Below are 22,767 nucleotides of genomic sequence, written 5' to 3'. Positions count from 1 at the left end.
GGGCTCGGTCAGTGCTGGTTGATTGAATAATAGGCGCCCCTTTACGGGCTGAGGCGGCTTAGAAATGGCTTTGATCGTACAGAAATTTGGAGGCACCTCGGTCGGCTCTGTCGAAAGAATCGAGCAGGTCGCCGACAAGGTTAAGAAATTCCGCGATGCCGGCGATGACCTGGTGGTGGTGCTGTCGGCCATGAGCGGCGAGACCAATCGCCTGATCGATCTGGCCAAGCAAATCAGTGGCGATCAACAACCGGTTCCCCGTGAGCTGGATGTGATCATTTCCACCGGTGAGCAGGTGACCATCGCGTTGCTGGCCATGGCGCTGAACAAGCGTGGTGTGCCGGCGGTGTCCTACACTGGCAACCAGGTCCGCATTCTGACGGATAGCGCCCACACCAAGGCGCGCATTCTGCAGATTGATGACCAGAAGATTCGCGCTGACCTGAAGGCCGGTCGTGTGGTGGTTGTCGCCGGTTTCCAGGGCGTCGACGAGCACGGCAACATCACCACCCTTGGTCGTGGTGGTTCCGACACCACCGGCGTGGCGCTGGCGGCAGCCCTGAAGGCTGACGAATGCCAGATCTACACCGATGTGGATGGCGTCTACACCACCGACCCACGGGTTGTGTCCGTGGCCCAGCGCCTGGACAAGATCACCTTTGAAGAGATGCTGGAAATGGCCAGCCTCGGTTCCAAGGTGTTGCAGATCCGTGCCGTTGAGTTTGCCGGCAAGTACAACGTTCCGCTGCGCGTACTGCACAGCTTCAAGGAGGGTCCGGGCACCCTCATTACTATTGATGAAGAGGAATCCATGGAACAGCCGATCATTTCCGGCATCGCTTTTAACCGCGATGAAGCCAAGCTGACCATCCGTGGCGTGCCAGACACCCCGGGCGTGGCCTTCAAGATTCTCGGGCCAATCAGCGGCGAAAACATTGAAGTCGACATGATTGTGCAGAACGTTGCGCACGATAACACCACCGATTTCACCTTCACCGTGCACCGCAACGAGTACGATGCGGCGCAGAAGGTGTTGTTGAACACCGCGAGCGAGATTGGCGCCCGTGAAGTGGTTGGCGATACCAAGATTGCCAAGGTGTCGATCGTGGGCGTGGGCATGCGTTCCCATGCGGGTGTTGCCAGCCGCATGTTCGAAGCCCTGGCCAAGGAAAGCATCAACATCCAGATGATCTCCACGTCGGAAATCAAGGTGTCGGTGGTGATCGAAGAGAAGTACCTGGAACTGGCTGTACGCGCATTGCATACCGCGTTTGAGCTGGACGCTCCGGCCCGACAGGGCGAGTGATGCGTTGCCAGGAAGGCGCGGTTATCCGCGCCTTTCATTTTTTTGCCGGGTGCGTGGTGAAGACCTGTTCTTTTACCTGTGCTCGACAATACTTAGGCGGGTAGGGCTACGGCCATTTGGTTGTAGGTCGAATGCCTTTTTTTGCAGACTGTTGTTCCCGAAATGAAATGCGTGAGGAGAAAGGTATGCTGATTCTGACTCGTCGATGCGCAGAAAGCCTGATTATTGGTGATGGCGAAATCACCGTGACCGTGCTCGGCGTCAAAGGCAATCAAGTGCGTATCGGGGTTAACGCTCCGAAAGAGGTGGCTGTCCACCGCGAGGAAATCTACCTGCGGATCAAGAAAGAGAAGGACGAAGAACCAAGCCATTAATTTTTATCGTTTTTTATGTTTGCAAACGGGGATGAAGCTGGTTAATATACGCCCCGTGTTGCGGAGAGCTGGCCGAGTGGCCGAAGGCGCTCCCCTGCTAAGGGAGTACACCTCAAAAGGGTGTCGGGGGTTCGAATCCCCCGTTCTCCGCCATTATTTGCTTAGTACGTTGCAATCTGGTTTTTTCGCTAAGTTGTTGAAACTAAACGAAAAAATAGCTTTACATAGAGATTGAACGGCCTATAATGCGCGGCAACAAATGCACTCGTAGCTCAGCTGGATAGAGTACTCGGCTACGAACCGAGCGGTCACAGGTTCGAATCCTGTCGAGTGCACCATTTAAGAGTTAGTTGCAGCAATGCAGGTAGCTTGGCTTCAACCAGTTGTGATCTGGTCTAAAAACACAATCTGCACTCGTAGCTCAGCTGGATAGAGTACTCGGCTACGAACCGAGCGGTCACAGGTTCGAATCCTGTCGAGTGCACCAAACAACAAAAAGCCCGCCTAGCGCGGGCTTTTTGCCGTCTGGGGTTTTTATTTCCCGTGGCGACTTTTTCTCCTGCCCATGTGTTTTCCTTTCGGGCTGCGTCGTCGCAGTTCATATCTGCGGCCAATGCTCAGCTTTGTGTCGCAAGCGCTTGTTCTTTCCAGTTTTTTGACGTTAAAAGCGGCCGCCCGGTGTATCATTGCGCCCGTCAGCCCCGCCGGGGCTTGTGGAACACCTCCATGGACTTACCCAGTAGTTACTCAGTACCCCGTTTTACCAATCATGAATTGACTGATTGATCCTTCCGGCGTGCCCCGCTGCTGGGAGTGGAGTTCGCCTATGACCGAAGTTGAAGTAAAGAAAACACAAGAAAGCCTGCAGGATCGCCTGGCTCAAGTCGTTGAGCTGCTGCAGCGCCAGCGCGTGGTCGAAGACCTGACGCATCGCCAGGAAGGCCCGAATCATGACCGGGTCGAGAACCTGGTTCACCGGCAAAATCTCGTCGAGCTGCAACGCAAGCTCGATGACCTGCACTCCGCCGACGTCGCCTACATCCTCGAAGCCTTGCCGCTTGATGATCGCCTGACCCTCTGGCAGTTGGTCAAGGCTGATCGCGACGGCGACATTCTCCTCGAAGTATCCGACTCGGTCCGTGAAACCCTGATCGCCGACATGGACGATCATGAGCTCCTGGCTGCTGCCAAGGACATGGATGCCGACGAACTCGCTGACCTGGCTTCCGAGCTGCCGCGTGACGTCGTCCATGAGCTGATGGAAACCCTCGACGGCCAACAGCGTGAGCGTGTGCGCTCCGCGTTGTCCTATGACGAGGAGCAAGTCGGTGCGCTGATGGACTTCGAGATGGTCACCATCCGCGAAGACGTCAGCCTGGAAGTGGTTTTGCGATACCTGCGCCGCCTCAAGGAGCTGCCAGGCCATACCGACAAGCTGTTCGTGGTCGATTACGAGGGCATTCTCAAGGGTGTGCTGCCGATCAAGCGCCTGCTGGTCAATGACCCGGAGAAGAAAGTCGCGGACGTCATGGCCAGTGACCCGGTGAGTTTCCATCCCGACGAAGACGCTTACGATGCCGCTCAGGCGTTCGAGCGTTATGACTTGATCTCGGCCCCGGTGGTCGACAAGAACGGCAAGCTGATCGGCCGTCTGACCATCGATGAAATGGTCGACCTGATTCGTGAGGAGAGCGAAAGCGAAGTCCTCAACATGGCGGGTCTGCGGGAAGAAGAAGACATTTTTGCGTCAGTCTGGAAATCCCTGCGTAACCGCTGGGCCTGGCTGGCGGTCAATTTGATTACCGCGTTTATTGCTTCACGGGTCATCGGCCTGTTCGAGGGCTCCATCGAGAAGCTCGTGGCCTTGGCCGCACTGATGCCGATTGTGGCGGGTATTGGCGGTAACTCGGGTAACCAGACCATCACCATGATCGTACGTGCCATGGCGCTGGATCAGGTGGGCACCGGGCACGGTAAGCGGTTGATGCGCAAGGAACTTGCGGTCGCGCTGATCAATGGCCTGGTGTGGGGTGGTGTCATCGGTATCGTGGCGTACCTGCTGTATGGCAGCTGGTCGCTCGGGGTGGTCATGACCGCGGCCATGACGCTTAACCTGCTGCTGGCGGCCCTGATGGGGGTGCTGATTCCAATGACCCTGGTGCGCCTCGGGCGAGACCCGGCCATGGGCGCCAGTGTGATGATCACGGCCATGACTGACAGTGGCGGCTTCTTCATCTTCCTGGGCTTGGCCACCATCTTCCTGCTTTGATCCCTTCTCCCGATCAGGGGGCTTGTGCCCCTTGATCCTTTCTTTACCAAATCACAGGCAAAAAAAAGCCAGCGCATGGCTGGCTTTCAGCTTTCGGTTGCCAATCAGTTGGCTTCTGCGGCTGCCTCAACGTCATGTGCAATAAGCGAGACGAGAGCATTTTGCTGGCGGTGGGAGAGCTGACGAAAACGCTGCAGCAGTTCGCGTTCGTGCAGTGACAGCTCGGGGCTGTCCAGGCGCATGCTCAGCTCGTCGCCCAGCGCACCTTCCTGAATCAGGCTTTGTTCCAGGCGTGCGATGATTTCGGAGTTCATGCTGCGGTGATGATTGCGAGCCACCTCGGCAATGCGTTCCCGCATTCCGTCTGGCAGACGTACGACGAACTTGTCAGCCGTACGGCTGGAATAAATTGCCTGTTTCAATGGGCGCATATATTTAACCGGTTAGTTCAGGGGAGCGGTTTTTGGAATTGGCCGCAAGATGAATGTTAGGACAAGGCTTGCTGCCAAATGTTCAACCTGAATTGCAAAGAGGCCGCATCATGCCTCAGATTTGCCAGTTCCTTGGCGTCAATTCTGTGACAAATATTGAACCGGCTACCGGCTTTATGCCAGTACTCATTTCAAAATTTGCGGACTGGTTGGAAAACTTTTCCACGGTTGCACCCAAACAGGGGGCTAGGCCGTGGGCCCTAGGCGCAAAAGGCTTTTCGGGCGCACATCCTATAGCAATATGGCCTTTTGCCCTTAACTTTAAGATTAGTGGCAAATTGCCAATTTACGAGGGCGGAGCGACATATGGTCAGCTGCCCGGACGAATGATCCGGTAGGTGGCAGCTAGTTTCGGAAGGGCGACGAGCGGGGAGATTCAGCGCAGTACGGGGTCGAATTTGATGCGGCGACCAATGACGATTGCCAGTACCCACAGGCTGCCAAACACACCGGCGGCGACGAAAGAGACGGTCTGCAGGTCTTGCGACAATACGTTCAGGCCGAGGCCGGCGCAGGCCAGGGCCAGTGTCAGAAACAGCCAGGCGGGCTTGGTCATGGAATACTCCGGTAAGCGGTTCAGAAAACCCAGTGTTCAGTCGAAGGGGCAGCTTGGGTGCCCTGGGTCAGTTGCAGCGGTGATTGCATGTCCGGCTTCATGACCGCCAATTGCGGGCGTTGCTGCAGGTGATGGGGGATCGCCTGGCTGACTTGCGCTGCATCGTCGGAGGTGTTGGATTGAAAATGGAACATCACCAGCGCAGCCAATGCAACGGTATTGAGGGCTAGTAGAAGTGCGCTGTTCATGGGCATGTTCTCCGCAGATGGCTGGGCCGGACTGTATTTGTAGGATAAAGGATTGCAGGCGCCGTGCCAGTCTTTATTTGATAATAAATCCTTTAAAATCAAATAGTTAATTAATGTCCGGGTTGGTGTCATGTTGCAATTTGCAATGATGGCATTTTGGGGGAGTGCATTTTGCACGATGGCTGCGATTGCCCGTAATCATTGGGTGCAATACAAGTTGCAGCCCCAGGCATGGGCCTACACTCAAAAAGCCCACGGACGACATGACAAAATTCACCTGCGCCGTTAACATGCACGCCGTCCGTCGCCGCGCCCATTGCCGGTTGGCTGTCATTAGTCCCAGTAGCTCAATTGGATAGAGCATCCCCCTCCTAAGGGGAAGGTTGGCCGTTCGAACCGGCCCTGGGACACCATATAATCGTTGCTGCCCAAGTGGCTGAAACGTCAGAGAGCCCCGATCAGATTTATCTGGCGGGGCTTTTTTGTGGCTGGGCGTCCAGGTGCGCCAGTCTTTTCAAACACCAACCGAACCTTGCCGGCGTTTGAGGTTCACACGGGAGGCAAGAGCGGGGCGACGCAAGTATTCGTCTGCATCGTGTACCTCGCAGGTCATTGTCGAGCGTCTGACACGTAGCCAATTGGCATGAGCAAAATATTCCCCGGCAACCGCGTGTTTTGGCTGTCCGGACCCGACGACGCGGGACTATCATTCCGGTAGCCCTGAACCCCCACTGCAAGGAGCCGCTCGGAACGCCGATGCGCCAGATCTGGAAATCTTTTCGAGCCCTTTATTTTGCCTCCTTGATGATGCTGATCGGCTCCGGCCTGCTCAGTACTTACCTGGCCTTGCGCCTGGCGGCAGACCACGTCGACAGCCTGTGGGTCGGTGCGTTGATGGCGGCCAACTATTTTGGCCTGGTATTGGGGGGCAAGATCGGTCACCGCCTGATTGCCCGGGTCGGGCATATCCGGGCGTATGCCACCTGTGCCGGGATTGTCGGCGCGGCGGTGCTCGGGCACGGGCTGATCAATTGGCTGCCGGCCTGGATCGTGCTGCGGATGATTGTCGGCCTCGGCATGATGTGCCAGTACATGGTCATCGAGAGCTGGCTCAACGAGCAGGCAGACGCCAAGCAGCGGGGTGTGGTGTTCAGCGGCTACATGATCGCGTCGTACCTGGGCCTGGTGCTGGGCCAACTGATTCTTGTGATGCACCCGCAATTGGGGCTTGAGTTGCTGATGCTGGTCGCGCTGTGTTTTGCACTGTGCCTGGTACCGGTGGCGATGACTCGCCGCATTCACCCGGCGCCCCTGCACCCGGCGCCGATGGAGCCGCGTTTCTTTATCAAGCGGGTGCCACAGTCCCTCAGTACCGTGTTGGGTGCTGGGCTGATCGTGGGTTCGTTCTATGGTTTGGCGCCGCTCTATGCCTCGCAGCAAGGGCTGACCACCGAGCAGGTCGGTCTGTTCATGGGTAGCTGCATCTTCGCCGGGCTGCTGGTGCAATGGCCGCTGGGCTGGTTGTCTGACCGCTATGACCGCGCATTGTTGATCCGCTGCTTCGCCTTGTGCCTGGCGGTGGCCGCGCTGCCGCTGGCGATCATGAGCCAGGTGCCGCTGGAAGTGCTGTTTGTTGCGGGCTTTCTCTGCTCCCTGGTGCAATTCTGCCTGTATCCGTTGGCCGTGGCGTTCTCCAATGACCACGTCGAGGGCGATCGCCGGGTGTCGCTCACGGCAATGTTGCTGGTGACCTACGGGGTCGGCGCGAGTGTGGGGCCGCTGTTGGCCGGTGTGGTGATGAAGCTGTTCGGCAGCCACATGCTGTACGCGTTTTTCAGCCTGTGTGCGTTGATCCTGGTCTGGCGCATCCGGCCGAAGGCGGTCACCAACCTGCATCAGGTGGACGACGCTCCCCTGCACCACGTGGCAATGCCCGACAGCATGTCCAGTTCGCCACTGGTGGCGTGCCTGGACCCGCGTGTGGATGAGCAGGTGGTGCAGGAGCAGATGCAGACCGCCGTTCCGGACCCGGAGCCCGAGGTCGATCCCGAGCCGGTGGTGGATGAGCAGGAACCTGTCACCGAGCCCCCGGAGCACCCGGACCCGGATGATCACCCTCACGACCTGAGCAGGGCGCGCCCCTGAAAGCAAAAACGGGCAGTTCCCTCAAGGAGCTGCCCGTTTTTTTGTCGCGACCTTTGACTGCTTAAAGATCGTCGTCCTTGTCGAACCGACGCGCTTCACGCTGCAGTTGGTAGACAAACCGCTCGACCTGGCGCTGCACCAGCCCGCTCATGTTGTGAAAGCGCACGCCGGCGAAGGTGGTGTTGATCCTTTCTTCGAAGTGCAGGTAGCGCAGTTCCACCGAGGTGGTCATGCTGCCAAAGGGCAGGGCGGCGATGAAGCGGTCGTAGACCTGGCCCAGTTGCAGGCGCTCGGAGATGTCTCCTTCGAAACGCAATTTGCAGCCGGTGGCGGAAATATCCAGCAGCTTGCCGCCGATGGGGGCCTTGAGTTTTTCACCGCCCAGCTCGACGCCCACCAGTTGCGCCAGCTTCAGCGCCGCGCGGAACGCATTGCGGCGCTGATGGTAAATCACTTCGTCGGGCATGCTGCCGCGATAAACGCGGTGGCCGTGGGCTTCGTCCAGGGTCAGGGTGCCGTTGCTTTCCCAGGCCACTCGCACGCCATCGTGAAAACCTTCGATACGGAAAGCTTCGCCATTCTTAAGGTAGCGTTCGCCGTCACGCGGGATCATTTCGTCCAGGGCCAGCGACTTGCTGTCCCGGTCGACTTCGACCAGGTAGCTTTGAAAGCGCTGGTTGCGTTCGTGGAAGGTGATGATCAGCGGGTCGTGGCTCTCTTGCAGCATCCGCAAGGTGCCAGCGATTTCCAGCGGCGTGGTGAGTACCTTGGGTGGCTGCGGAGCATCTTCCGCGTTAAGGGCGTTGAACACGGTTCTTCCATCTCCAGACAAAATACGACTACACGCAAGTGAAGTCATTTTGCCAGCATGTGGCGCGCCTTGGATAGGGCGCGCTTAAACTGGTTTCAGGCTTGGCTGCGGGTGCTTGGCTTGGCCAGGCGTGAAGTGGAGCCTTGAGCATTGTAGAGGGCCGGAGGCTCGCCGCCGTGGAGGATACGCAACTGATTGGCGGTCGTGGCTTGTTGAAGCTGGATCGCCTGGCCGTTGACGGTGTTGGTCTCCTGGCACAGGGTCAGCAACTGGTTGAGTTCTTTGCTCTGGGCCAGCAACTGGTCGCCGACCGTGGAGTGGCTGGCGAGTTGCTCCAGGCCTTTGTGGTCGGCAGGCAGGCCCAGGCTGACGAGAATCTGGCTGCGTTTCTTGCCGTGTTGTTCCAGCAGGACGATCAGCGATTGCTTGCGCGCCAGAATTTCTTCCAGCATGCGCATGTCGCGGCCGAACAGGGCCAGGGATTCTTCCCGAAGTAACTCCAGCAACTGCTGTGCGGGAGCCAAATCTTCAATGATCAGTTGTAGCAAGTTTTCGTCGTGCATGGCTGGCCTTGGGGTTTAAGCGTCCAAAAGCCTGGCGCAGGCCTTTGCCTAGCGCTCGGCTTCGAAGTTAAGCAGCTTGCTGGCTACACGGTTGCTGTCGACCTTATAGCTGCCATCCGCAATCGCCTGCTTCAATTCGGCCACGCGGGCTTTATTGACAACCGGCTGATCGCTCAGCGAGTCAGTGACCTTCTGCAACTGTTGAGCCTCATTGCTCAGGTGTACCGATTCCCCGCTTTGGCTGGCACCGGCCTGTTCTGTCTTGGCAGGCAGAGGCTGGGACTTGGCCTCAACGCTGTCTTTGGCACCGTTGGTGCGCGAAGAACCAGGCGTTGGCAGGGCGTTATTCAAACGACTGAAATCGATGACCATGTTAAAAAAACCTCTGGGTATTTGGACGCTTGCCATGTTTTCGGCCATACCCGGACAAACTTTAGGCTCGATTGACAATAAACCTATACGCGATGCTGCTTTGCGCACAGTGTAGGAAAAGCTGGCGTCCTATGCCAGTGATCTATAAAGCCACCTCAACCTGCCCCGGTGCCGTCACCCGGGCCTTGATCACGCGGTTGGAGTTGAGGTTCTTGACGCGAATCTGTTCACTCATGCCGCCATTGGACAGGGCTTCCCCGGGCATTTTTACATTCAATCCGCCGCTGCTGGCGGAAATCACCACCTGGTCGCCCTTGCGCACCACTTCGGCCTGTTCAAGGTTGACCAGGGTAATCACCTGGTCGGTGACCATTGGTCGGGTAAGTTTCTGCCCGATCGCCTGGTCAACGGACGTGAGGTAGCTCTGGGTGATCAGGCTGATGTCCCGTTCACGCATGGCAACGTCTTCGTAACCAATGATTCCGGTGCGTTTCAACGGCCGGGTCACCACCACCACGTCACGAAACAGCTTGACCTGGGCCGGCACGAACACCGTCCAGGGCGAGGCGCCTTCGCAGCGAACCTTCACGGTCACGCGCCCGATGGGTTGGGCCGGGCTTTCCAGGGAGGCTGTCAATTCCTTGTCGCACATCGGCATGCGCAGGCGCGGATCCAGCTGGTTGACCTGGATTTCATAGCGCCCGGGCGTCTGTGTGGTCGCCAGATAATCTTCTACAGTGAACTCAAGAAAGCCTTGAGTGACGCCGATAAGCAGATCAGGCAAGGTGACGTTACTGGCACGGGCCGGTTGGCCCGCAGCCAAGGCAAGCAACGCCATCGAGACGCAGAGCAATCTGCGGTACTGTGGGGATCGGGGGCGTCGGGAAACTGTCGTTTTGATGTCCATGGCCAATAAAAAAGCAAAGCTCGTGCCGTTTAGTGTTGGGTACGCGTCGTACCCCTAAGTTTTAGCGTAGGAGTCTGGGCATGGCCGGTGTAATGGATTCAGTAAACCAGCGCACACAGCTGGTGGGGCAGAATCGCCTGGAGTTGCTGCTGTTTCGTCTGGACGGCAAGCAGCTTTACGGGATTAACGTCTTCAAGGTGCGGGAAGTGCTGCAGTGTCCCAAGCTGACAATAATGCCCAAGTCCAGCCCGGTGGTGTGCGGTGTGGCGAACATCCGTGGCGCGACCATCCCGATTCTTGACCTGGCCATGGCCACCGGTTCGGCGGGTTTGCAGGACCGCGAAAGTCCGTTCGTGATCATCACCGAGTACAACACCAAGACCCAGGGTTTCCTGGTGCGCTCGGTGGAACGCATCGTCAACATGAACTGGGAAGAGATCCATCCGCCGCCCAAGGGCACTGGCCGCGATCACTACCTCACGGCCGTGACGCGGGTCGACAACCAGTTGGTGGAAATCATCGACGTGGAGAAAATCCTCGCCGAAGTGGCCCCGACCTCCGAGGCGATATCGGTCGGCGTAGTCGACGCCGAGACCGCGCACAAGGCGATCTCGCTGCGGGTGCTGACGGTGGACGACTCCTCGGTGGCACGCAAGCAGGTGTCCCGTTGCCTGCAGACGGTTGGCGTTGAAGTGGTGGCGCTCAATGACGGTCGCCAGGCCCTGGATTACCTGCGCAAGCTGGTGGATGAGGGCAAGAAGCCGGAAGAAGAATTCCTGATGATGATCTCCGACATCGAGATGCCGGAAATGGACGGCTACACCCTCACGGCCGAGATACGCAACGACCCACGCATGCAAAAATTACATATCATCCTGCATACTTCGTTGTCCGGTGTATTCAATCAGGCGATGGTCAAGAAGGTCGGTGCCGATGACTTCCTGGCCAAGTTCCGCCCTGATGACCTGGCATCCCGGGTAGTTGACCGGATCAAGGCAGCAGATCACGGCTAGGGGCTTTTTCCCTGGCGGTCACACGATTTAAGAGGCGGTATCATTGTCTACGGGTAATTTGGATTTCGAACAGTTCCGGGTCTTCCTGGAAAAAGCCTGTGGCATATTGCTCGGTGAAAACAAGCAGTACCTGGTATCCAGCCGTCTCAACAAACTGATGGAGCAGCAAGGCATCAAGTCCCTCGGGGAGTTGGTGCAGCGGATCCAGGGCCAGCCGCGCAGCGGGCTCAAGGAGATGGTGGTCGATGCCATGACCACCAACGAAACCTTGTGGTTTCGCGACACCTATCCGTTCGAGGTGCTCAAGAACAAGGTGTTGCCCGAGGCCATCAAGGCTGCCCCGGGCCAGCGCCTGCGCATCTGGTCGGCGGCCTGTTCGTCGGGGCAGGAGCCGTATTCGATTTCGATGTCCATCGACGAGTTCGAGCGGACCAACATGGGCCAGCTGAAGGCCGGGGCGCAAATCGTTGCCACTGACCTGTCCGGCACCATGCTCACCAATTGCAAGACCGGCGAATACGACAGCCTGGCACTGGGGCGCGGGTTGTCCCCGGAGCGTTTGCAGCGTTTCTTCGACCCTAAGGGTGCGGGGCGTTGGGCGGTCAAGGCGCCGATCAAGAGCCGGGTGGAGTTTCGCTCGTTCAACCTGCTGGACAGTTATGCCAGCCTGGGCAAGTTCGACATGGTGTTTTGCCGCAACGTGTTGATCTACTTCTCGGCCGAGGTGAAGAAAGACATTCTGTTGCGCATCCACGGCACCCTCAAGCGTGGCGGTTACCTGTTCCTCGGCGCTTCCGAGGCGCTGAACGGTTTGCCGGATCATTACCAGATGGTGCAGTGCAGCCCGGGGATCATTTACCAGGCCAAGTAACACGGTCTGAGTCTGAGTGAAGATCAAAATGTGGGAGCGGGCTTGCTCGCGAAAGCGGAGTTTCAGTCAAAGATGCATCGACTGACCCAACGTATTCGCGAGCAAGCCCGCTCCCACATTTTTTTGTGTACGGCCTGATATCCTTTTCGGCCATCCGCCGCAAAGCGGCAAGCCGGCATTGCCGCTTTACTGGCGTTTCGCGGAAACCCTTTGCCGCTTTTCTGGCATTGCCGCCGGCAAATCTCTCGCAAGCCCTTGATTTACGGCGCTCAGGCAACTTGGCATGGCCCTTGCTAAATCCTAGTTACGAAAAGCAGGTCAGCCCCTAAAGGTTTCCGCCATGAGCATCAGCTTCGATAAAGCGCTCGGTATCCACGAACAAGCCCTGGGCTTCCGCGCCCAGCGTGCCGAAGTCCTGGCCAACAATATTGCCAACGCCGACACCCCGAACTACAAGGCTCGGGACCTGGACTTCTCTGCCGTGCTCGCCGCACAGCAAGACAAGACCAAGAACGGCACCTTCGCCCTGAACATGACCAACAGCCGTCATATCGAAGCGCAAGGCCTGGGCAATGGTGACGAGTCGCTGTTGTATCGCACGCCGATGCAACCGTCGATCGACCAGAACACCGTGGACGCCCAGCTGGAGCAATCGGCCTACGCCGAGAACTCGGTGAACTTCCAGGCCAGCTTCACCCTGCTCAACAGCAAATTCAAAGGGCTGATGTCAGCCCTGCGTGGAGAGTAAGCCATGTCCCTCGCCAGTGTTTTCAATATTGCCGGTAGTGGCATGAGCGCGCAGACCACGCGCCTCAACACCGTCGCCAGTAACATCGCCAACGCCGAGACCGTGTCGTCGAGCATTGACCAGACCTACCGCGCCCGGCACCCGGTGTTCGCCACCATGTTCCAGGGCGGCCAGGGTGGCCAGAGCGGTAGCGGCGACTCGCTGTTCCAGAACCAGGATGCCGCAGGCCAGGGCGTGCAGGTGCTCGGTGTGGTCGAAGACCAGAGCAACCTCGAAGCCCGCTACGAGCCGAACCACCCCGCCGCGAACGAAAAAGGGTACGTGTACTACCCCAACGTCAACGTGGTCGAGGAAATGGCCGACATGATTTCCGCCAGCCGCTCGTTCCAGACCAATGCGGAAATGATGAACACCGCCAAAACCATGATGCAGAAAGTCCTGACCCTGGGTCAGTGATAAGGGGCGCCAAATAATGGCCATTGTTGATACCAGTTCGACCAACACGGCGGTCCAGGACCTTTTCAATTCCAAGGTCAAGTCTGCTTCAGACAACGTCTCCAGCGTTTCCAGCGCCGCCACCGGCAACCAGTCGTTGGGCAAGGATGCGTTCCTGCAACTGCTGGTAACCCAGCTGAAAAACCAGAACCCGCTGTCGCCCCAGGACAACGGCGCGTTCGTGGCACAGCTGGCGCAGTTCAGTAGCCTGGAAGGCATCAACACCCTGAATGACTCGGTGAACGCGATTTCCAGCAACTTCAGCTCCTCGCAGGCGCTGCAGGCTTCGTCGCTGGTGGGTCGCTCGGTGATCACCCAGACCGACAAGGCCATGGTTGATACCAGCAAGAGCATGACCGGTTCCGTGGCGGTGACGGCGGCGACGGGCAACGTCTCCGTCAAGATCACCGACAAGGACGGCAACGTCGTTCGCACCATCGACATGGGCGCCCAGAGCGTCGGCAATTCCAGCTTTGTCTGGGACGGCAAGAACGATGCGGGCGAGACCGCGCCTCCCGGCACCTACACCTTCAATGCCACTACCAAGAATGACAAGGGTGACGCGGTTGCCCTGGCCACCTCGCTGCCGGCAACGGTGACAAGCGTGACTCTGAGCCAGACCGGCGGCGAAATGCTGCTCAACCTGGCGGGCGGCATGGGCAGTATCAAGCTGTCGCAAATTCAGACTATCGGTACATAGAGCCGGCTAACTACGGCAAAAGGAGAGAACAATGTCTTTTAACATCGGCCTTAGCGGCCTCTATGCGGCCAACAAACAACTGGACGTGACCGGCAACAACATCGCCAACGTCGCGACCACCGGCTTCAAGTCGTCCCGTGCGGAGTTCGCGGATATCTACGCGGCGTCCAAGTTGGGCACCGGCCAGAACAGCATCGGCAACGGCGTGAACCTGGCGGCAGTGTCCCAGCAGTTCACCCAGGGTGACGTCAACAACAGCGGCGGTACGCTGGACATGGCGATCCAGGGCGGCGGCTTCTTCGTGCAGAAGGGCAGCGACGGCTCGCTGGAGTACACCCGTAACGGTGCCTTCCGTGCAGACAAGGACGGCTACATCACCAACAACACCGGTACCTCGCGCCTGCAAGGCTACGCGGCGGATGCAGACGGCAACATCCAGAAGGGTGGCTTGACCGACCTGCAACTCAACCTGTCGTACCTGCCGCCGAAGGCGTCCACCAAGGTGGACTCCACCAGTAACCTGAACTCCTCCGAGACGCCGATCGATCAAACCCTGCACCCGTTTGATCCGACCAAGACCGACAGCTTCACCACCCAGTACTCCACCACGCTCTACGATTCGCAGGGCAACGCGCACCCGATGGTGCAGTACCTGGTTAAAACAGACGGCAACAAGTGGAGCGCCTATACGCTGATCGATGGCCGCAATCCGGATGGTTCGTCGCCTACGGGTACACCGTCCACGCCACCGGTACCATCGACATTGACGTTTGATGGCTCCGGCAAGCTCACCGGGATTGATACCGCCGGCACGGCAGGCACCACGCTGACCATCACCGGCTGGGTACCCGGCACCGTGACCGATGGCGTGTGGAAGGCCAACGGTGCGAGCGCCAACCCTACGGGGATTGCTGTCAACATGGCGAACATTACCCAGTACAACTCCGCCACCTACCGTAACCCGCCGACCACCGATGGCTACGCCACCGGTCAAATCACCGGGCTGAAAATCGACGGCAGCGGCGTACTGTTCGCCACGTTCAGCAACCAGCAAAGCAAGGCCATCGGCCAGATCTCCCTGGCCAGCTTCAACAACGAACAGGGCCTGCAACCTGCCGGCGGCACCACCTGGAAAGAAACCTTCGCGTCGGGCCAGCCGGGTTTTGATACCCCGCAAGTCGGTACCCTGGGTTCGATCGTGGCCAACTCCCTGGAGAACTCCAACGTCAACCTGACCAACGAGCTGGTGGACCTGATCAAGGCCCAGAGCAACTATCAGGCGAACGCCAAGACCATCTCCACCCAAAGCACCATCATGCAGACCATCATTCAGATGACCTGATGCTGTCGCTTTAACCCGCTTCACCGGAAAGCCCCTCGATCGAGGGGCTTTTTTTGGTCGTCTGCCGGAACGTGCGGTATGTGGGGTTCGTCGGTATTGTTCCAGGTCTCTGCCCACGTTTTTGCGGGCAAAAGAAAACCCCCGATACGCCGTAGGCCTATCGGGGGTTTTTCAACCTTGGGTGGTTAGACCCAGGGTGGGCTCAGCTTATTGGCAAGCTTCGCAATCCGGCTCGTCGATCGCGCAGGCTTTAGGCACTGGCGCCGGGCCGGCAGGTGCGGCGAGTACCGAATCATCACCGTGGTTGCCGCCGCTGGAAACAGCGTTCAGCTTGCCGGTGTTGATGGTCGACTTCTCGGTGCTGGTAGCGGCCAGGGCACGGAGGTAGTAAGTGGTTTTCAGGCCACGGTACCACGCCATGCGGTAGGTCACGTCCAGCTTCTTGCCCGATGCGCCGGCGATGTACAGGTTCAGCGACTGAGCCTGGTCGATCCACTTCTGGCGACGGCTGGCCGCGTCGACGATCCACTTGGTGTCCACTTCGAAAGCGGTCGCGTAGAGCTCTTTGAGTTCTTGCGGGATGCGCTCGATCTGTTGCACCGAACCGTCGTAGTACTTCAGGTCGTTGATCATGACCGAGTCCCACAGGCCGCGGGCTTTCAGGTCGCGAACCAGGTACGGGTTGATCACGGTGAACTCGCCCGACAGGTTCGATTTCACATACAGGTTCTGGTAGGTCGGTTCGATCGACTGCGACACGCCAGTGATGTTGGCGATGGTGGCGGTCGGTGCGATGGCCATGATGTTGGAGTTACGAATACCTTTCTGCACGCGGGCACGTACCGGCGCCCAGTCCAGGGATTCGTTCAGGTCAACGTCGATGTACTTCTGGCCACGTTGCTCGATCAGGATCTGTTGCGAATCCAGCGGCAGGATGCCTTTGGACCACAGCGAACCCTGGAACGTCTCGTAGGCACCGCGCTCGTCGGCCAGGTCGCAGGAAGCCTGGATCGCGTAGTAGCTGACCGCTTCCATGGACTTGTCGGCGAACTCGACGGCAGCGTCCGAACCATAAGGAATGTGCTGCAGGTACAGCGCGTCCTGGAAGCCCATGATGCCGAGACCAACCGGACGGTGCTTGAAGTTGGAGTTCTGCGCCTGTGGTACCGAGTAATAGTTGATGTCGATAACGTTATCGAGCATGCGAACGGCGGTGTTCACTGTGCGTTCCAGCTTGGCGGTGTCCAGCTTGCCGTTGACGATGTGGTTCGGCAGGTTGATCGAACCCAGGTTGCAAACGGCGATTTCGTCCTTGTTGGTGTTCAAGGTGATCTCGGTGCACAGGTTCGAGCTGTGGACCACGCCCACGTGCTGCTGCGGGCTGCGCAGGTTGCACGGGTCTTTGAAGGTCAGCCATGGGTGGCCGGTTTCAAACAGCATGGAGAGCATTTTACGCCACAGGTCTTTGGCCTGGATGGTCTTGAACAGCTTGACCTTGCCTGGGTATTCGGTGAGGGCTTCGTAGTACTCGTAGCGCTCTTCGAAGGCCTTGCCGGTCAAGTCGTGCAGGTCCGGTACTTCGGATGGCGAGAACAGGGTCCACTTGCCGTCATCGAAGACACGCTTCATGAACAGGTCAGGGATCCAGTTGGCGGTGTTCATGTCGTGGGTACGACGACGGTCATCACCGGTGTTCTTGCGCAGCTCGATGAACTCTTCAATGTCCATGTGCCAGGTTTCCAGGTAGGCACACACAGCGCCTTTGCGCTTGCCACCCTGGTTCACGGCGACGGCGGTGTCGTTCACCACTTTCAGGAACGGTACAACGCCCTGGGACTTGCCGTTGGTGCCCTTGATGTACGAACCCAGTGCACGCACCGGCGTCCAGTCGTTACCCAGGCCGCCGGCGAATTTGGACAGCATGGCGTTGTCGTGGATCGCGTGGTAGATGCCCGACAGGTCATCCGGCACGGTGGTCAGGTAGCAGCTGGACAGCTGTGGACGCAGGGTACCGGCGTTGAACAGGGTCGGGGTCGACGACATGTAGTCGAAGGACGACAACAGGTTGTAGAACTCGATGGCACGGTCTTCTTTCTGCTTCTCTTCAATCGCCAGGCCCATGGCCACGCGCATGAAGAACACTTGCGGCAGTTCGAAGCGGATACCGTCCTTATGGATGAAGTAACGGTCGTACAGGGTTTGCAGGCCCAGGTAGGTGAACTGCTGGTCGCGCTCGTGGTTGATCGCCTTGCCGAGTTTTTCCAGGTCGAAGGTGGCCAGGACCGGGTTCAGCAGTTCGAATTCGATACCCTTGGCGATGTACGCAGGCAGGGCCTTGGCGTAAAGGTCGGCCATTTCGTGGTGGGTGGCGCTGTCGGCGACTTTCAGGAAGCCCAAGCCTTCGGCACGCAGGGTGTCCATCAGCAGGCGCGCGGTCACGAACGAGTAGTTCGGCTCGCGTTCAACCAGGGTACGGGCGGTCATCACCAGGGCGGTGTTGACGTCGGTCAGGGCCACGCCGTCGTACAGGTTCTTCAGGGTTTCACGCTGGATCAGATCACCATCGACTTCTTCCAGGCCTTCGCAGGCCTCGGTGATGATGGTGTTCAGGCGGCCCAGGTCCAGCGGTGCAAACGTACCGTCGGCCAGGGTGATGCGGATCGACGGGTGAGCTTGTACGGCAGCTTCTTCGGCCGGGGAGCGTACGGCACGTTCCTTGGCGCGGGAGTCACGGTAGATCACGTAGTCGCGGGCAACTTTCTGCTCGCCGGCACGCATCAGGGCCAGTTCGACCTGGTCCTGGATTTCTTCGATGTGGATGGTGCCGCCCGATGGCATGCGACGCTTGAACGTTGCGGTGACCTGTTCGGTCAGGCGGGCAACGGTGTCGTGGATGCGCGACGAGGCAGCAGCGGTGCCGCCTTCAACTGCAAGAAACGCTTTGGTGATGGCGACGGTGATTTTGTCATCGGTGTAAGGAACGACAGTGCCGTTACGCTTGATCACACGCAATTGGCCGGGCGCGGTGGCGGACAGATCCAGGTTCGAATCAGCGGCCTGCGGCACGGAGCCTTGCGGGTTCTCGCGAGTTGTGTCGGTTTGCATGGGGGTTGTCTCCACATTCTATATTTATTTGGGCACCATCACGGTGCCCACCGTTCCGTCCTGAAGCACTTACAACAGGCCAGGGCCTGGCATAACAACTTCGGGACAGGAGGAAGGGAGCTGTTCGCGCCGCTTCCATGCCGAAGTCTTCGGTTACAAGCCTTGGGGCTCTTTACCGTATTCCTGGTGGGTGACAGTTTCGTACTGCAACACCCGTACCGTTTTCGCCTGATCGGGGCAGAAAACGGCTGCCATCCGCGTGCGCGGTTTGGTCTTCTGAAAAAGGCTTAAGTTCAACCAAACAGGAGCAAGAAAGGACTTGAGTTTCTTGTCTGATTTGTGTTTGGTCTTTTCGCTGAAAACCCTACATGTAGGGTTTTTTTTGCGACGACCTACAAGATAATGCGTTTTGGGGGGCTTAGCAACGGACTACCTGTGGATAACGCTGTGGGTAAAATGTGTATGAAACGTGGAACAGCCGTGTAGGCCGCAGTACTGCTGGATTGCGCCGTTTGTCACCGGATATTCCGAGGTGAAAACACCCGGTTGAATTTTTGCGGGCGCGAACCCTATCACAAAAAAACACGATGTCCGAACGCATTTGCGCGCTTGTGCTGGAGGGCTGGCTCATGGCTACAATCGTCCTTCATTCACGCGATATCTTGTTCACTCCACATGACAACTGTAGGAGCGAGCTTGCTCGCGAAGGATGCTGGCGATAACGCTGGCAGCCAGGATGAACGCGGCGCCCATAGGCTTTCGTCGGAACGCCGCCCGGAGCAAGCCCGCTCCTACAATAATGAGAACCGAGGTAACGCATGGAGCAAGAAGCCTGGCAGGTATTGATTGTCGAGGACGACGAACGACTGGCCGAGTTGACCCGTGACTACCTGGAGAGCAACGGCCTGCGGGTGTCGGTGGAGGGTAATGGCGCCCTGGCGGCGGCACGGATCATCGCCGAACAGCCGGACCTGGTGATCCTCGACCTGATGTTGCCCGGCGAAGACGGCCTGAGCATCTGCCGCAAGGTGCGCGAGCACTATGACGGGGTCATCCTGATGTTGACTGCGCGTACCGACGACATGGACCAGGTGCTGGGCCTGGACATGGGCGCCGACGACTACGTGTGCAAACCCGTGCGCCCACGCCTGTTGCTGGCGCGGATCCAGGCCCTGCTGCGGCGCAGCGAAAGCGTCGAGCCGGCCACGCCCGAAAAACAGCGGCGCCTGCAGTTCGGCCCGCTGGTGGTGGACAACGCCCTGCGTGAAGCCTGGCTGCACGAAGGGGGCATCGAGCTGACCAGTGCCGAATTCGACCTGCTGTGGCTGCTGGTGGCGAATGCCGGGCGGATCCTGTCCCGGGAAGAAATCTTCACCGCCTTGCGCGGCATTGGTTATGACGGCCAGGACCGCTCCATCGACGTGCGCATCTCGCGGATCCGCCCGAAAATCGGCGACGACCCCATCCATCCGCGGCTGATCAAGACCATTCGCAGCAAGGGCTACCTGTTCGTCCCCGAAGCTGCTGCTGACCTTGCGCCGTGAACTCGATCTTCCTGCGCATCTACGGCGGCATGTGCGCGGCCCTGATTCTGGTGGCGTTGCTCGGCGTACTGGCCTTGCACCTGCTCAATGAAGTGCGCAGCGGCCAGTACCGCGAGCGCCTGGCCCACGGCACCTTCGCGCTGATGGGCGACAACCTGCAACCCATGAGCGCCATCGAGCGCCGCCGCGCGCTGGCGGTGTGGGAGCGCTTGCTGGGCATCCCGCTCGAGTTGCAGACCGTGGCCGAAGCGCACCTGGACCTGAGCCAGCGCACCCGCCTGCAACGCGGCCAGGTGCTGGTGGAGCAAACCGGGCCTCACGCAGCGAGGGTGCTGCGGTTGGTCAGCGACCAGGAACAACTGTTGCTCACCGGTGAAGTGCAGCAAATCAGCGAACAGCTGGCCCGCGCGACTATTTACCTGCTGGCCGATGAGCTGGTGCGTTTCCCGGTGGCCGAGCAGCCGCAGAAACTCGCCGACCTGAAAGAGGCCAAAGGCTTTGGTTTCGAGATGCACCTGGTGATGCTCGATCAGGCGGATATGGATGATGACCAGCGCCGCCGGGTGTCCGAAGGCGATACCGTGATGGCCCTGGGCAAGGGCGGCGACTCGATCCGGGTGTTTGCCGGCATGGTCGGCACGCCGTGGGTCCTGGAAATCGGGCCGCTGTACCAGATGAACCCTTACCCGGCGCAATGGCTGATCCTGATCGCGCTGATCAGCCTGACCCTGATCGGCTTGATCGTCTATTTATTGGTGCGCCAACTGGAGCGGCGCCTCAGTGGCCTGGAGGCCGCCGCCACGCGTATCGCCAAAGGCAGCCTGGAAGTGCGGGTGCCGGCCCGGGGTGCCGATTCGGTCGGCCGCCTGGCAGCGGCATTTAATGGCATGGCCGAACACCTGCAACGCCTGCTGGCGATCCAGCGCGAACTGGTGCGAGCGGTGTCCCATGAACTGCGCACCCCGGTGGCGCGCCTGCGATTCGGCCTGGAGATGATCGGTGACGCGGCCACGCCTGAAGCGCGGCGCAAGTACATGGAAGGCATGGACAGCGATATCCAGGACCTCGATGGCCTGGTGGACGAAATGCTCACCTACGCGCGGCTGGAGCAGGGTTCGCCGGCGCTGGACTTCCAGCGGGTCGACCTCAGTGCGTTGCTTGATCAGGTGATTGAGGAGCTGTCGCCGCTGCGCCCGGAAATCAATGTGGCACGGGGCATCTGCCTGTCATCGGCCCACTGGGACGATGCGTGGGTGGAAGCCGAGCCGCGCTACCTGCACCGTGCCCTGCAAAACCTGGTGAGCAACGCCATGCGCCATGCCCAGGGGCAAGTGCTGATCAGTTACCAGGTGGGCCAGGTGCGCTGCCGCATCGACGTGGAAGATGACGGGCCGGGCGTGCCGGAAAGTGCCTGGGAGCGGATCTTCACACCGTTCCTGCGGCTGGACGACAGCCGCACCCGTGCGTCGGGCGGGCACGGGTTGGGATTGTCGATTGTGCGGCGGATCATCTATTGGCACGGCGGCCGGGCATTGATCAGCAAGAGCAACAACCTGGGTGGCGCGTGTTTCAGCCTGAGTTGGCCAAGAGACCAAGAGAAAACCTGAAACGGCCATCGCAGGCAAGCCAGCTCCCACATTTTGCAGTGTGAACCCGATCAAGGGTGGGAGCTGGCTTGCCTGCGATGACGGTGCTTCAGGCGCTGACGGCCACCAGGCTCAACAACTGCCCGCCATCCACCGCAAACTGCGCCTCCAGCTCCTTGCCATGGCACCACTCGGCGGACAAGTCCGTCAGCAACCGCAGTCGCGCATGGCCGGTATCCGACCATTCCAGCAACTCGGCATGCTCAAAATAGAAGCGCTTTTGCACGATCGGGTAGAGCGCCTTGAACAGGCTCTCCTTGGCCGAAAACGTCAACGTCACCACCTGCGCAATCTGCTCCCGCGGCCCGGCAGACATACGCTGCAGTTCATCCAGCGTCAGGATTTCCCCGGCCAGGCGTTCCGCCCGCTCCAGGGTCAGCAGGTTTTCCAGGTCCATCCCCAGCCCGCGCCATAGGGCCTTGTGGGCGACGATGGCCGCCGCATGGCCGGTGCTGTGGGTGATCGACCCACTGATGTGGGCGGGCCAGACCGGCGCGCGGTCCTCGCCAATCGCCGGCACGCAATCGAGCCCATCCAGTTGTTGCAGCGCGGCGCGGGCACATAGCCGACCGGCAAGAAACTCCGCCTGCCGCTTGGCCACCGAACGCTGGATGCTCGCGGGCGGCGGCACGGCGCTGCGCTGGAAGTCGCCGATGGCCAGCAGGGCCGGGTCAAAACGGGTGCTCAGAAAGACCGTGCCGGGCAAGGCGATGGGCAACGGCCAATGGGCATCAAGTGGGGTGCAGCAAGCGGGTAGGGAATTCATGCCGGGTATTTTGCCGAGTTGGAGGGCCGCTGGATAGCCTGCGGCCGGGGATACGTAAATAACTCTTTACACAGTAGCCGGCCTCGGTTCAGCCCAGGTTCAGAGAGTGTTCAGGGGGAGTTCAGGGGCGTCTGCGTAGTCTGGCCCCGTACCCAAAGCCAAAGCGTATGAGGTAGCACCATGACTGCGATCAAGAAGCTGATGTTGGCGTTAACCATGCTCAGTGCCACTGCTGGCGTGCAGGCCTCTGACGCGAGTTTCGCGGGTTTCTCCAAAGAGAAGAGCAAAAAGCCCTACAGCCTGCTTCAGCGGGTGAGCTTCGAAGATGCCGGCGAACACGCCGCCCCCTGGGGCCAGTCCCTGGGCCAGCACCCTGCGCAGTCGGACTATCGCGTAGGCAATGAAAACCTGTCAGGTCACTTCAACGGCAGTAAACTGCGCCAGCAAGACCTGCAGGGCCGCTATGATATACCCCAGTTGGAAAGTTGATTTGCC

Annotated in this window: 22 protein-coding genes and 4 tRNA genes; 17 read left to right on the top strand and 9 right to left on the bottom strand. The window is 59.2% G+C overall.

Features of this window, described 5'->3' with window-relative positions:
- Positions 1-64: 64 nt before the first annotated feature.
- The 6 genes from JFV30_RS21150 to mgtE all read left to right on the top strand — a co-directional run bounded on the left by JFV30_RS21150 (position 65) and on the right by mgtE (position 3,949).
- Entirely contained in the window at positions 65-1,306 is a 1,242-nt protein-coding gene (locus JFV30_RS21150; protein ID WP_010165647.1) for an aspartate kinase, read from the top strand.
- Between the two features lie 185 nt (positions 1,307-1,491).
- A complete protein-coding gene (gene csrA / locus JFV30_RS21145; protein ID WP_002554426.1) occupies positions 1,492-1,680 on the top strand; it encodes a carbon storage regulator CsrA in 189 nt (62 codons plus the stop codon).
- A gap of 62 nt (positions 1,681-1,742) precedes the next feature.
- Positions 1,743-1,833 (top strand) — tRNA-Ser (locus JFV30_RS21140).
- A 108-nt stretch (positions 1,834-1,941) separates the two neighbouring features.
- Positions 1,942-2,018 (top strand) — tRNA-Arg (locus JFV30_RS21135).
- A 72-nt stretch (positions 2,019-2,090) separates the two neighbouring features.
- Positions 2,091-2,167 (top strand) — tRNA-Arg (locus JFV30_RS21130).
- A gap of 339 nt (positions 2,168-2,506) precedes the next feature.
- Positions 2,507-3,949 (top strand): magnesium transporter, encoded by a 1,443-nt coding sequence (gene mgtE / locus JFV30_RS21125; protein WP_010165747.1) that lies wholly within the window; start codon positions 2,507-2,509, stop codon positions 3,947-3,949.
- 104 nt (positions 3,950-4,053) lie between these two features.
- On the opposite strand, the gene JFV30_RS21120 is transcribed toward mgtE, so the two are convergent.
- The 3 genes from JFV30_RS21120 to JFV30_RS21110 all read right to left on the bottom strand — a co-directional run bounded on the left by JFV30_RS21120 (position 4,054) and on the right by JFV30_RS21110 (position 5,244).
- The gene (locus JFV30_RS21120) at positions 4,054-4,380 is read right to left on the bottom strand and encodes an Arc family DNA-binding protein (protein WP_003175643.1); all 327 of its coding nucleotides are present in this window, start codon (positions 4,378-4,380) and stop codon (positions 4,054-4,056) included.
- A gap of 436 nt (positions 4,381-4,816) precedes the next feature.
- A complete protein-coding gene (locus JFV30_RS21115; RefSeq protein ID WP_201125098.1) occupies positions 4,817-4,996 on the bottom strand; it encodes a PA3371 family protein in 180 nt (59 codons plus the stop codon).
- Positions 4,997-5,016: 20 nt separating this feature from the next.
- Complete coding sequence (locus JFV30_RS21110) at positions 5,017-5,244, bottom strand: hypothetical protein (RefSeq protein WP_201125097.1); 228 nt, start codon at positions 5,242-5,244, stop codon at positions 5,017-5,019.
- A 336-nt stretch (positions 5,245-5,580) separates the two neighbouring features.
- On the opposite strand from JFV30_RS21110, the gene JFV30_RS21105 reads away from it, so the two are divergent.
- Both JFV30_RS21105 and JFV30_RS21100 read left to right on the top strand, forming a co-directional pair.
- A tRNA-Arg gene (locus JFV30_RS21105) sits at positions 5,581-5,657 on the top strand.
- 343 nt (positions 5,658-6,000) lie between these two features.
- Positions 6,001-7,389 carry an MFS transporter gene (locus JFV30_RS21100; RefSeq protein ID WP_201125096.1) on the top strand — a complete coding sequence of 463 codons (1,389 nt, stop codon included), beginning with the start codon at positions 6,001-6,003 and terminating at the stop codon, positions 7,387-7,389.
- 61 nt (positions 7,390-7,450) lie between these two features.
- Here the strand turns inward: JFV30_RS21100 and JFV30_RS21095 are convergent, their stop codons facing one another.
- The 4 genes from JFV30_RS21095 to flgA form a co-directional block, all read right to left on the bottom strand.
- Positions 7,451-8,200, bottom strand: a complete 750-nt coding sequence (locus JFV30_RS21095) for a flagellar brake protein (RefSeq protein ID WP_201125095.1) — start codon at positions 8,198-8,200, stop codon at positions 7,451-7,453.
- Positions 8,201-8,295: 95 nt separating this feature from the next.
- Positions 8,296-8,763 (bottom strand): flagella synthesis protein FlgN, encoded by a 468-nt coding sequence (locus JFV30_RS21090; RefSeq protein WP_177042923.1) that lies wholly within the window; start codon positions 8,761-8,763, stop codon positions 8,296-8,298.
- Positions 8,764-8,811: 48 nt separating this feature from the next.
- A complete protein-coding gene (gene flgM, locus JFV30_RS21085) occupies positions 8,812-9,135 on the bottom strand; it encodes a flagellar biosynthesis anti-sigma factor FlgM (protein WP_003214254.1) in 324 nt (107 codons plus the stop codon).
- Between the two features lie 142 nt (positions 9,136-9,277).
- The gene (gene flgA / locus JFV30_RS21080) at positions 9,278-10,042 is read right to left on the bottom strand and encodes a flagellar basal body P-ring formation chaperone FlgA (protein ID WP_201125094.1); all 765 of its coding nucleotides are present in this window, start codon (positions 10,040-10,042) and stop codon (positions 9,278-9,280) included.
- Between the two features lie 80 nt (positions 10,043-10,122).
- Between flgA and JFV30_RS21075 the strand changes: the two genes are divergently transcribed.
- From JFV30_RS21075 to flgE, 6 genes are all read left to right on the top strand, one after another.
- Positions 10,123-11,055 (top strand): chemotaxis protein CheV, encoded by a 933-nt coding sequence (locus JFV30_RS21075; RefSeq protein ID WP_003214250.1) that lies wholly within the window; start codon positions 10,123-10,125, stop codon positions 11,053-11,055.
- Positions 11,056-11,098: 43 nt separating this feature from the next.
- The gene (cheR, locus tag JFV30_RS21070; protein WP_010165768.1) at positions 11,099-11,926 is read left to right on the top strand and encodes a protein-glutamate O-methyltransferase CheR; all 828 of its coding nucleotides are present in this window, start codon (positions 11,099-11,101) and stop codon (positions 11,924-11,926) included.
- Positions 11,927-12,266: 340 nt separating this feature from the next.
- Entirely contained in the window at positions 12,267-12,674 is a 408-nt protein-coding gene (gene flgB / locus JFV30_RS21065) for a flagellar basal body rod protein FlgB (RefSeq protein WP_003214246.1), read from the top strand.
- A 3-nt stretch (positions 12,675-12,677) separates the two neighbouring features.
- A complete protein-coding gene (gene flgC, locus JFV30_RS21060; protein WP_003214244.1) occupies positions 12,678-13,130 on the top strand; it encodes a flagellar basal body rod protein FlgC in 453 nt (150 codons plus the stop codon).
- 16 nt (positions 13,131-13,146) lie between these two features.
- Entirely contained in the window at positions 13,147-13,869 is a 723-nt protein-coding gene (gene flgD / locus JFV30_RS21055) for a flagellar hook assembly protein FlgD (protein ID WP_201125093.1), read from the top strand.
- Between the two features lie 31 nt (positions 13,870-13,900).
- Positions 13,901-15,211: a flagellar hook protein FlgE gene (gene flgE, locus JFV30_RS21050; protein WP_201125092.1), complete on the top strand. Its 1,311-nt coding sequence runs from the start codon at positions 13,901-13,903 to the stop codon at positions 15,209-15,211.
- A gap of 207 nt (positions 15,212-15,418) precedes the next feature.
- On the opposite strand, the gene JFV30_RS21045 is transcribed toward flgE, so the two are convergent.
- Positions 15,419-18,316 carry a ribonucleoside-diphosphate reductase subunit alpha gene (locus JFV30_RS21045; RefSeq protein ID WP_010165776.1) on the bottom strand — a complete coding sequence of 966 codons (2,898 nt, stop codon included), beginning with the start codon at positions 18,314-18,316 and terminating at the stop codon, positions 15,419-15,421.
- Positions 18,317-19,134: 818 nt separating this feature from the next.
- Between JFV30_RS21045 and JFV30_RS21040 the strand changes: the two genes are divergently transcribed.
- Positions 19,135-19,860, top strand: coding sequence for a response regulator (locus tag JFV30_RS21040; RefSeq protein ID WP_201125091.1), 726 nt, complete (start codon positions 19,135-19,137; stop codon positions 19,858-19,860).
- Entirely contained in the window at positions 19,857-21,467 is a 1,611-nt protein-coding gene (locus JFV30_RS21035; protein WP_169386029.1) for an ATP-binding protein, read from the top strand. The genes JFV30_RS21040 and JFV30_RS21035 overlap by 4 nt, the downstream gene beginning before the upstream one ends.
- Before the next feature lie 88 nt (positions 21,468-21,555).
- Here JFV30_RS21035 and JFV30_RS21030 read toward each other — a convergent pair whose 3' ends face one another.
- Positions 21,556-22,272 carry a 4'-phosphopantetheinyl transferase family protein gene (locus JFV30_RS21030; RefSeq protein WP_201125090.1) on the bottom strand — a complete coding sequence of 239 codons (717 nt, stop codon included), beginning with the start codon at positions 22,270-22,272 and terminating at the stop codon, positions 21,556-21,558.
- A gap of 180 nt (positions 22,273-22,452) precedes the next feature.
- Here JFV30_RS21030 and JFV30_RS21025 point away from each other — a divergent pair, with 180 nt between their 5' ends.
- A complete protein-coding gene (locus JFV30_RS21025) occupies positions 22,453-22,761 on the top strand; it encodes a hypothetical protein (RefSeq protein WP_010165784.1) in 309 nt (102 codons plus the stop codon).
- Positions 22,762-22,767 lie beyond the last annotated feature (6 nt).

This window comes from Pseudomonas sp. TH32, from assembly GCF_016650855.1.
Classification (GTDB): domain Bacteria; phylum Pseudomonadota; class Gammaproteobacteria; order Pseudomonadales; family Pseudomonadaceae; genus Aquipseudomonas.
This window is presented reverse-complemented; position numbering and strand designations above follow the sequence as displayed.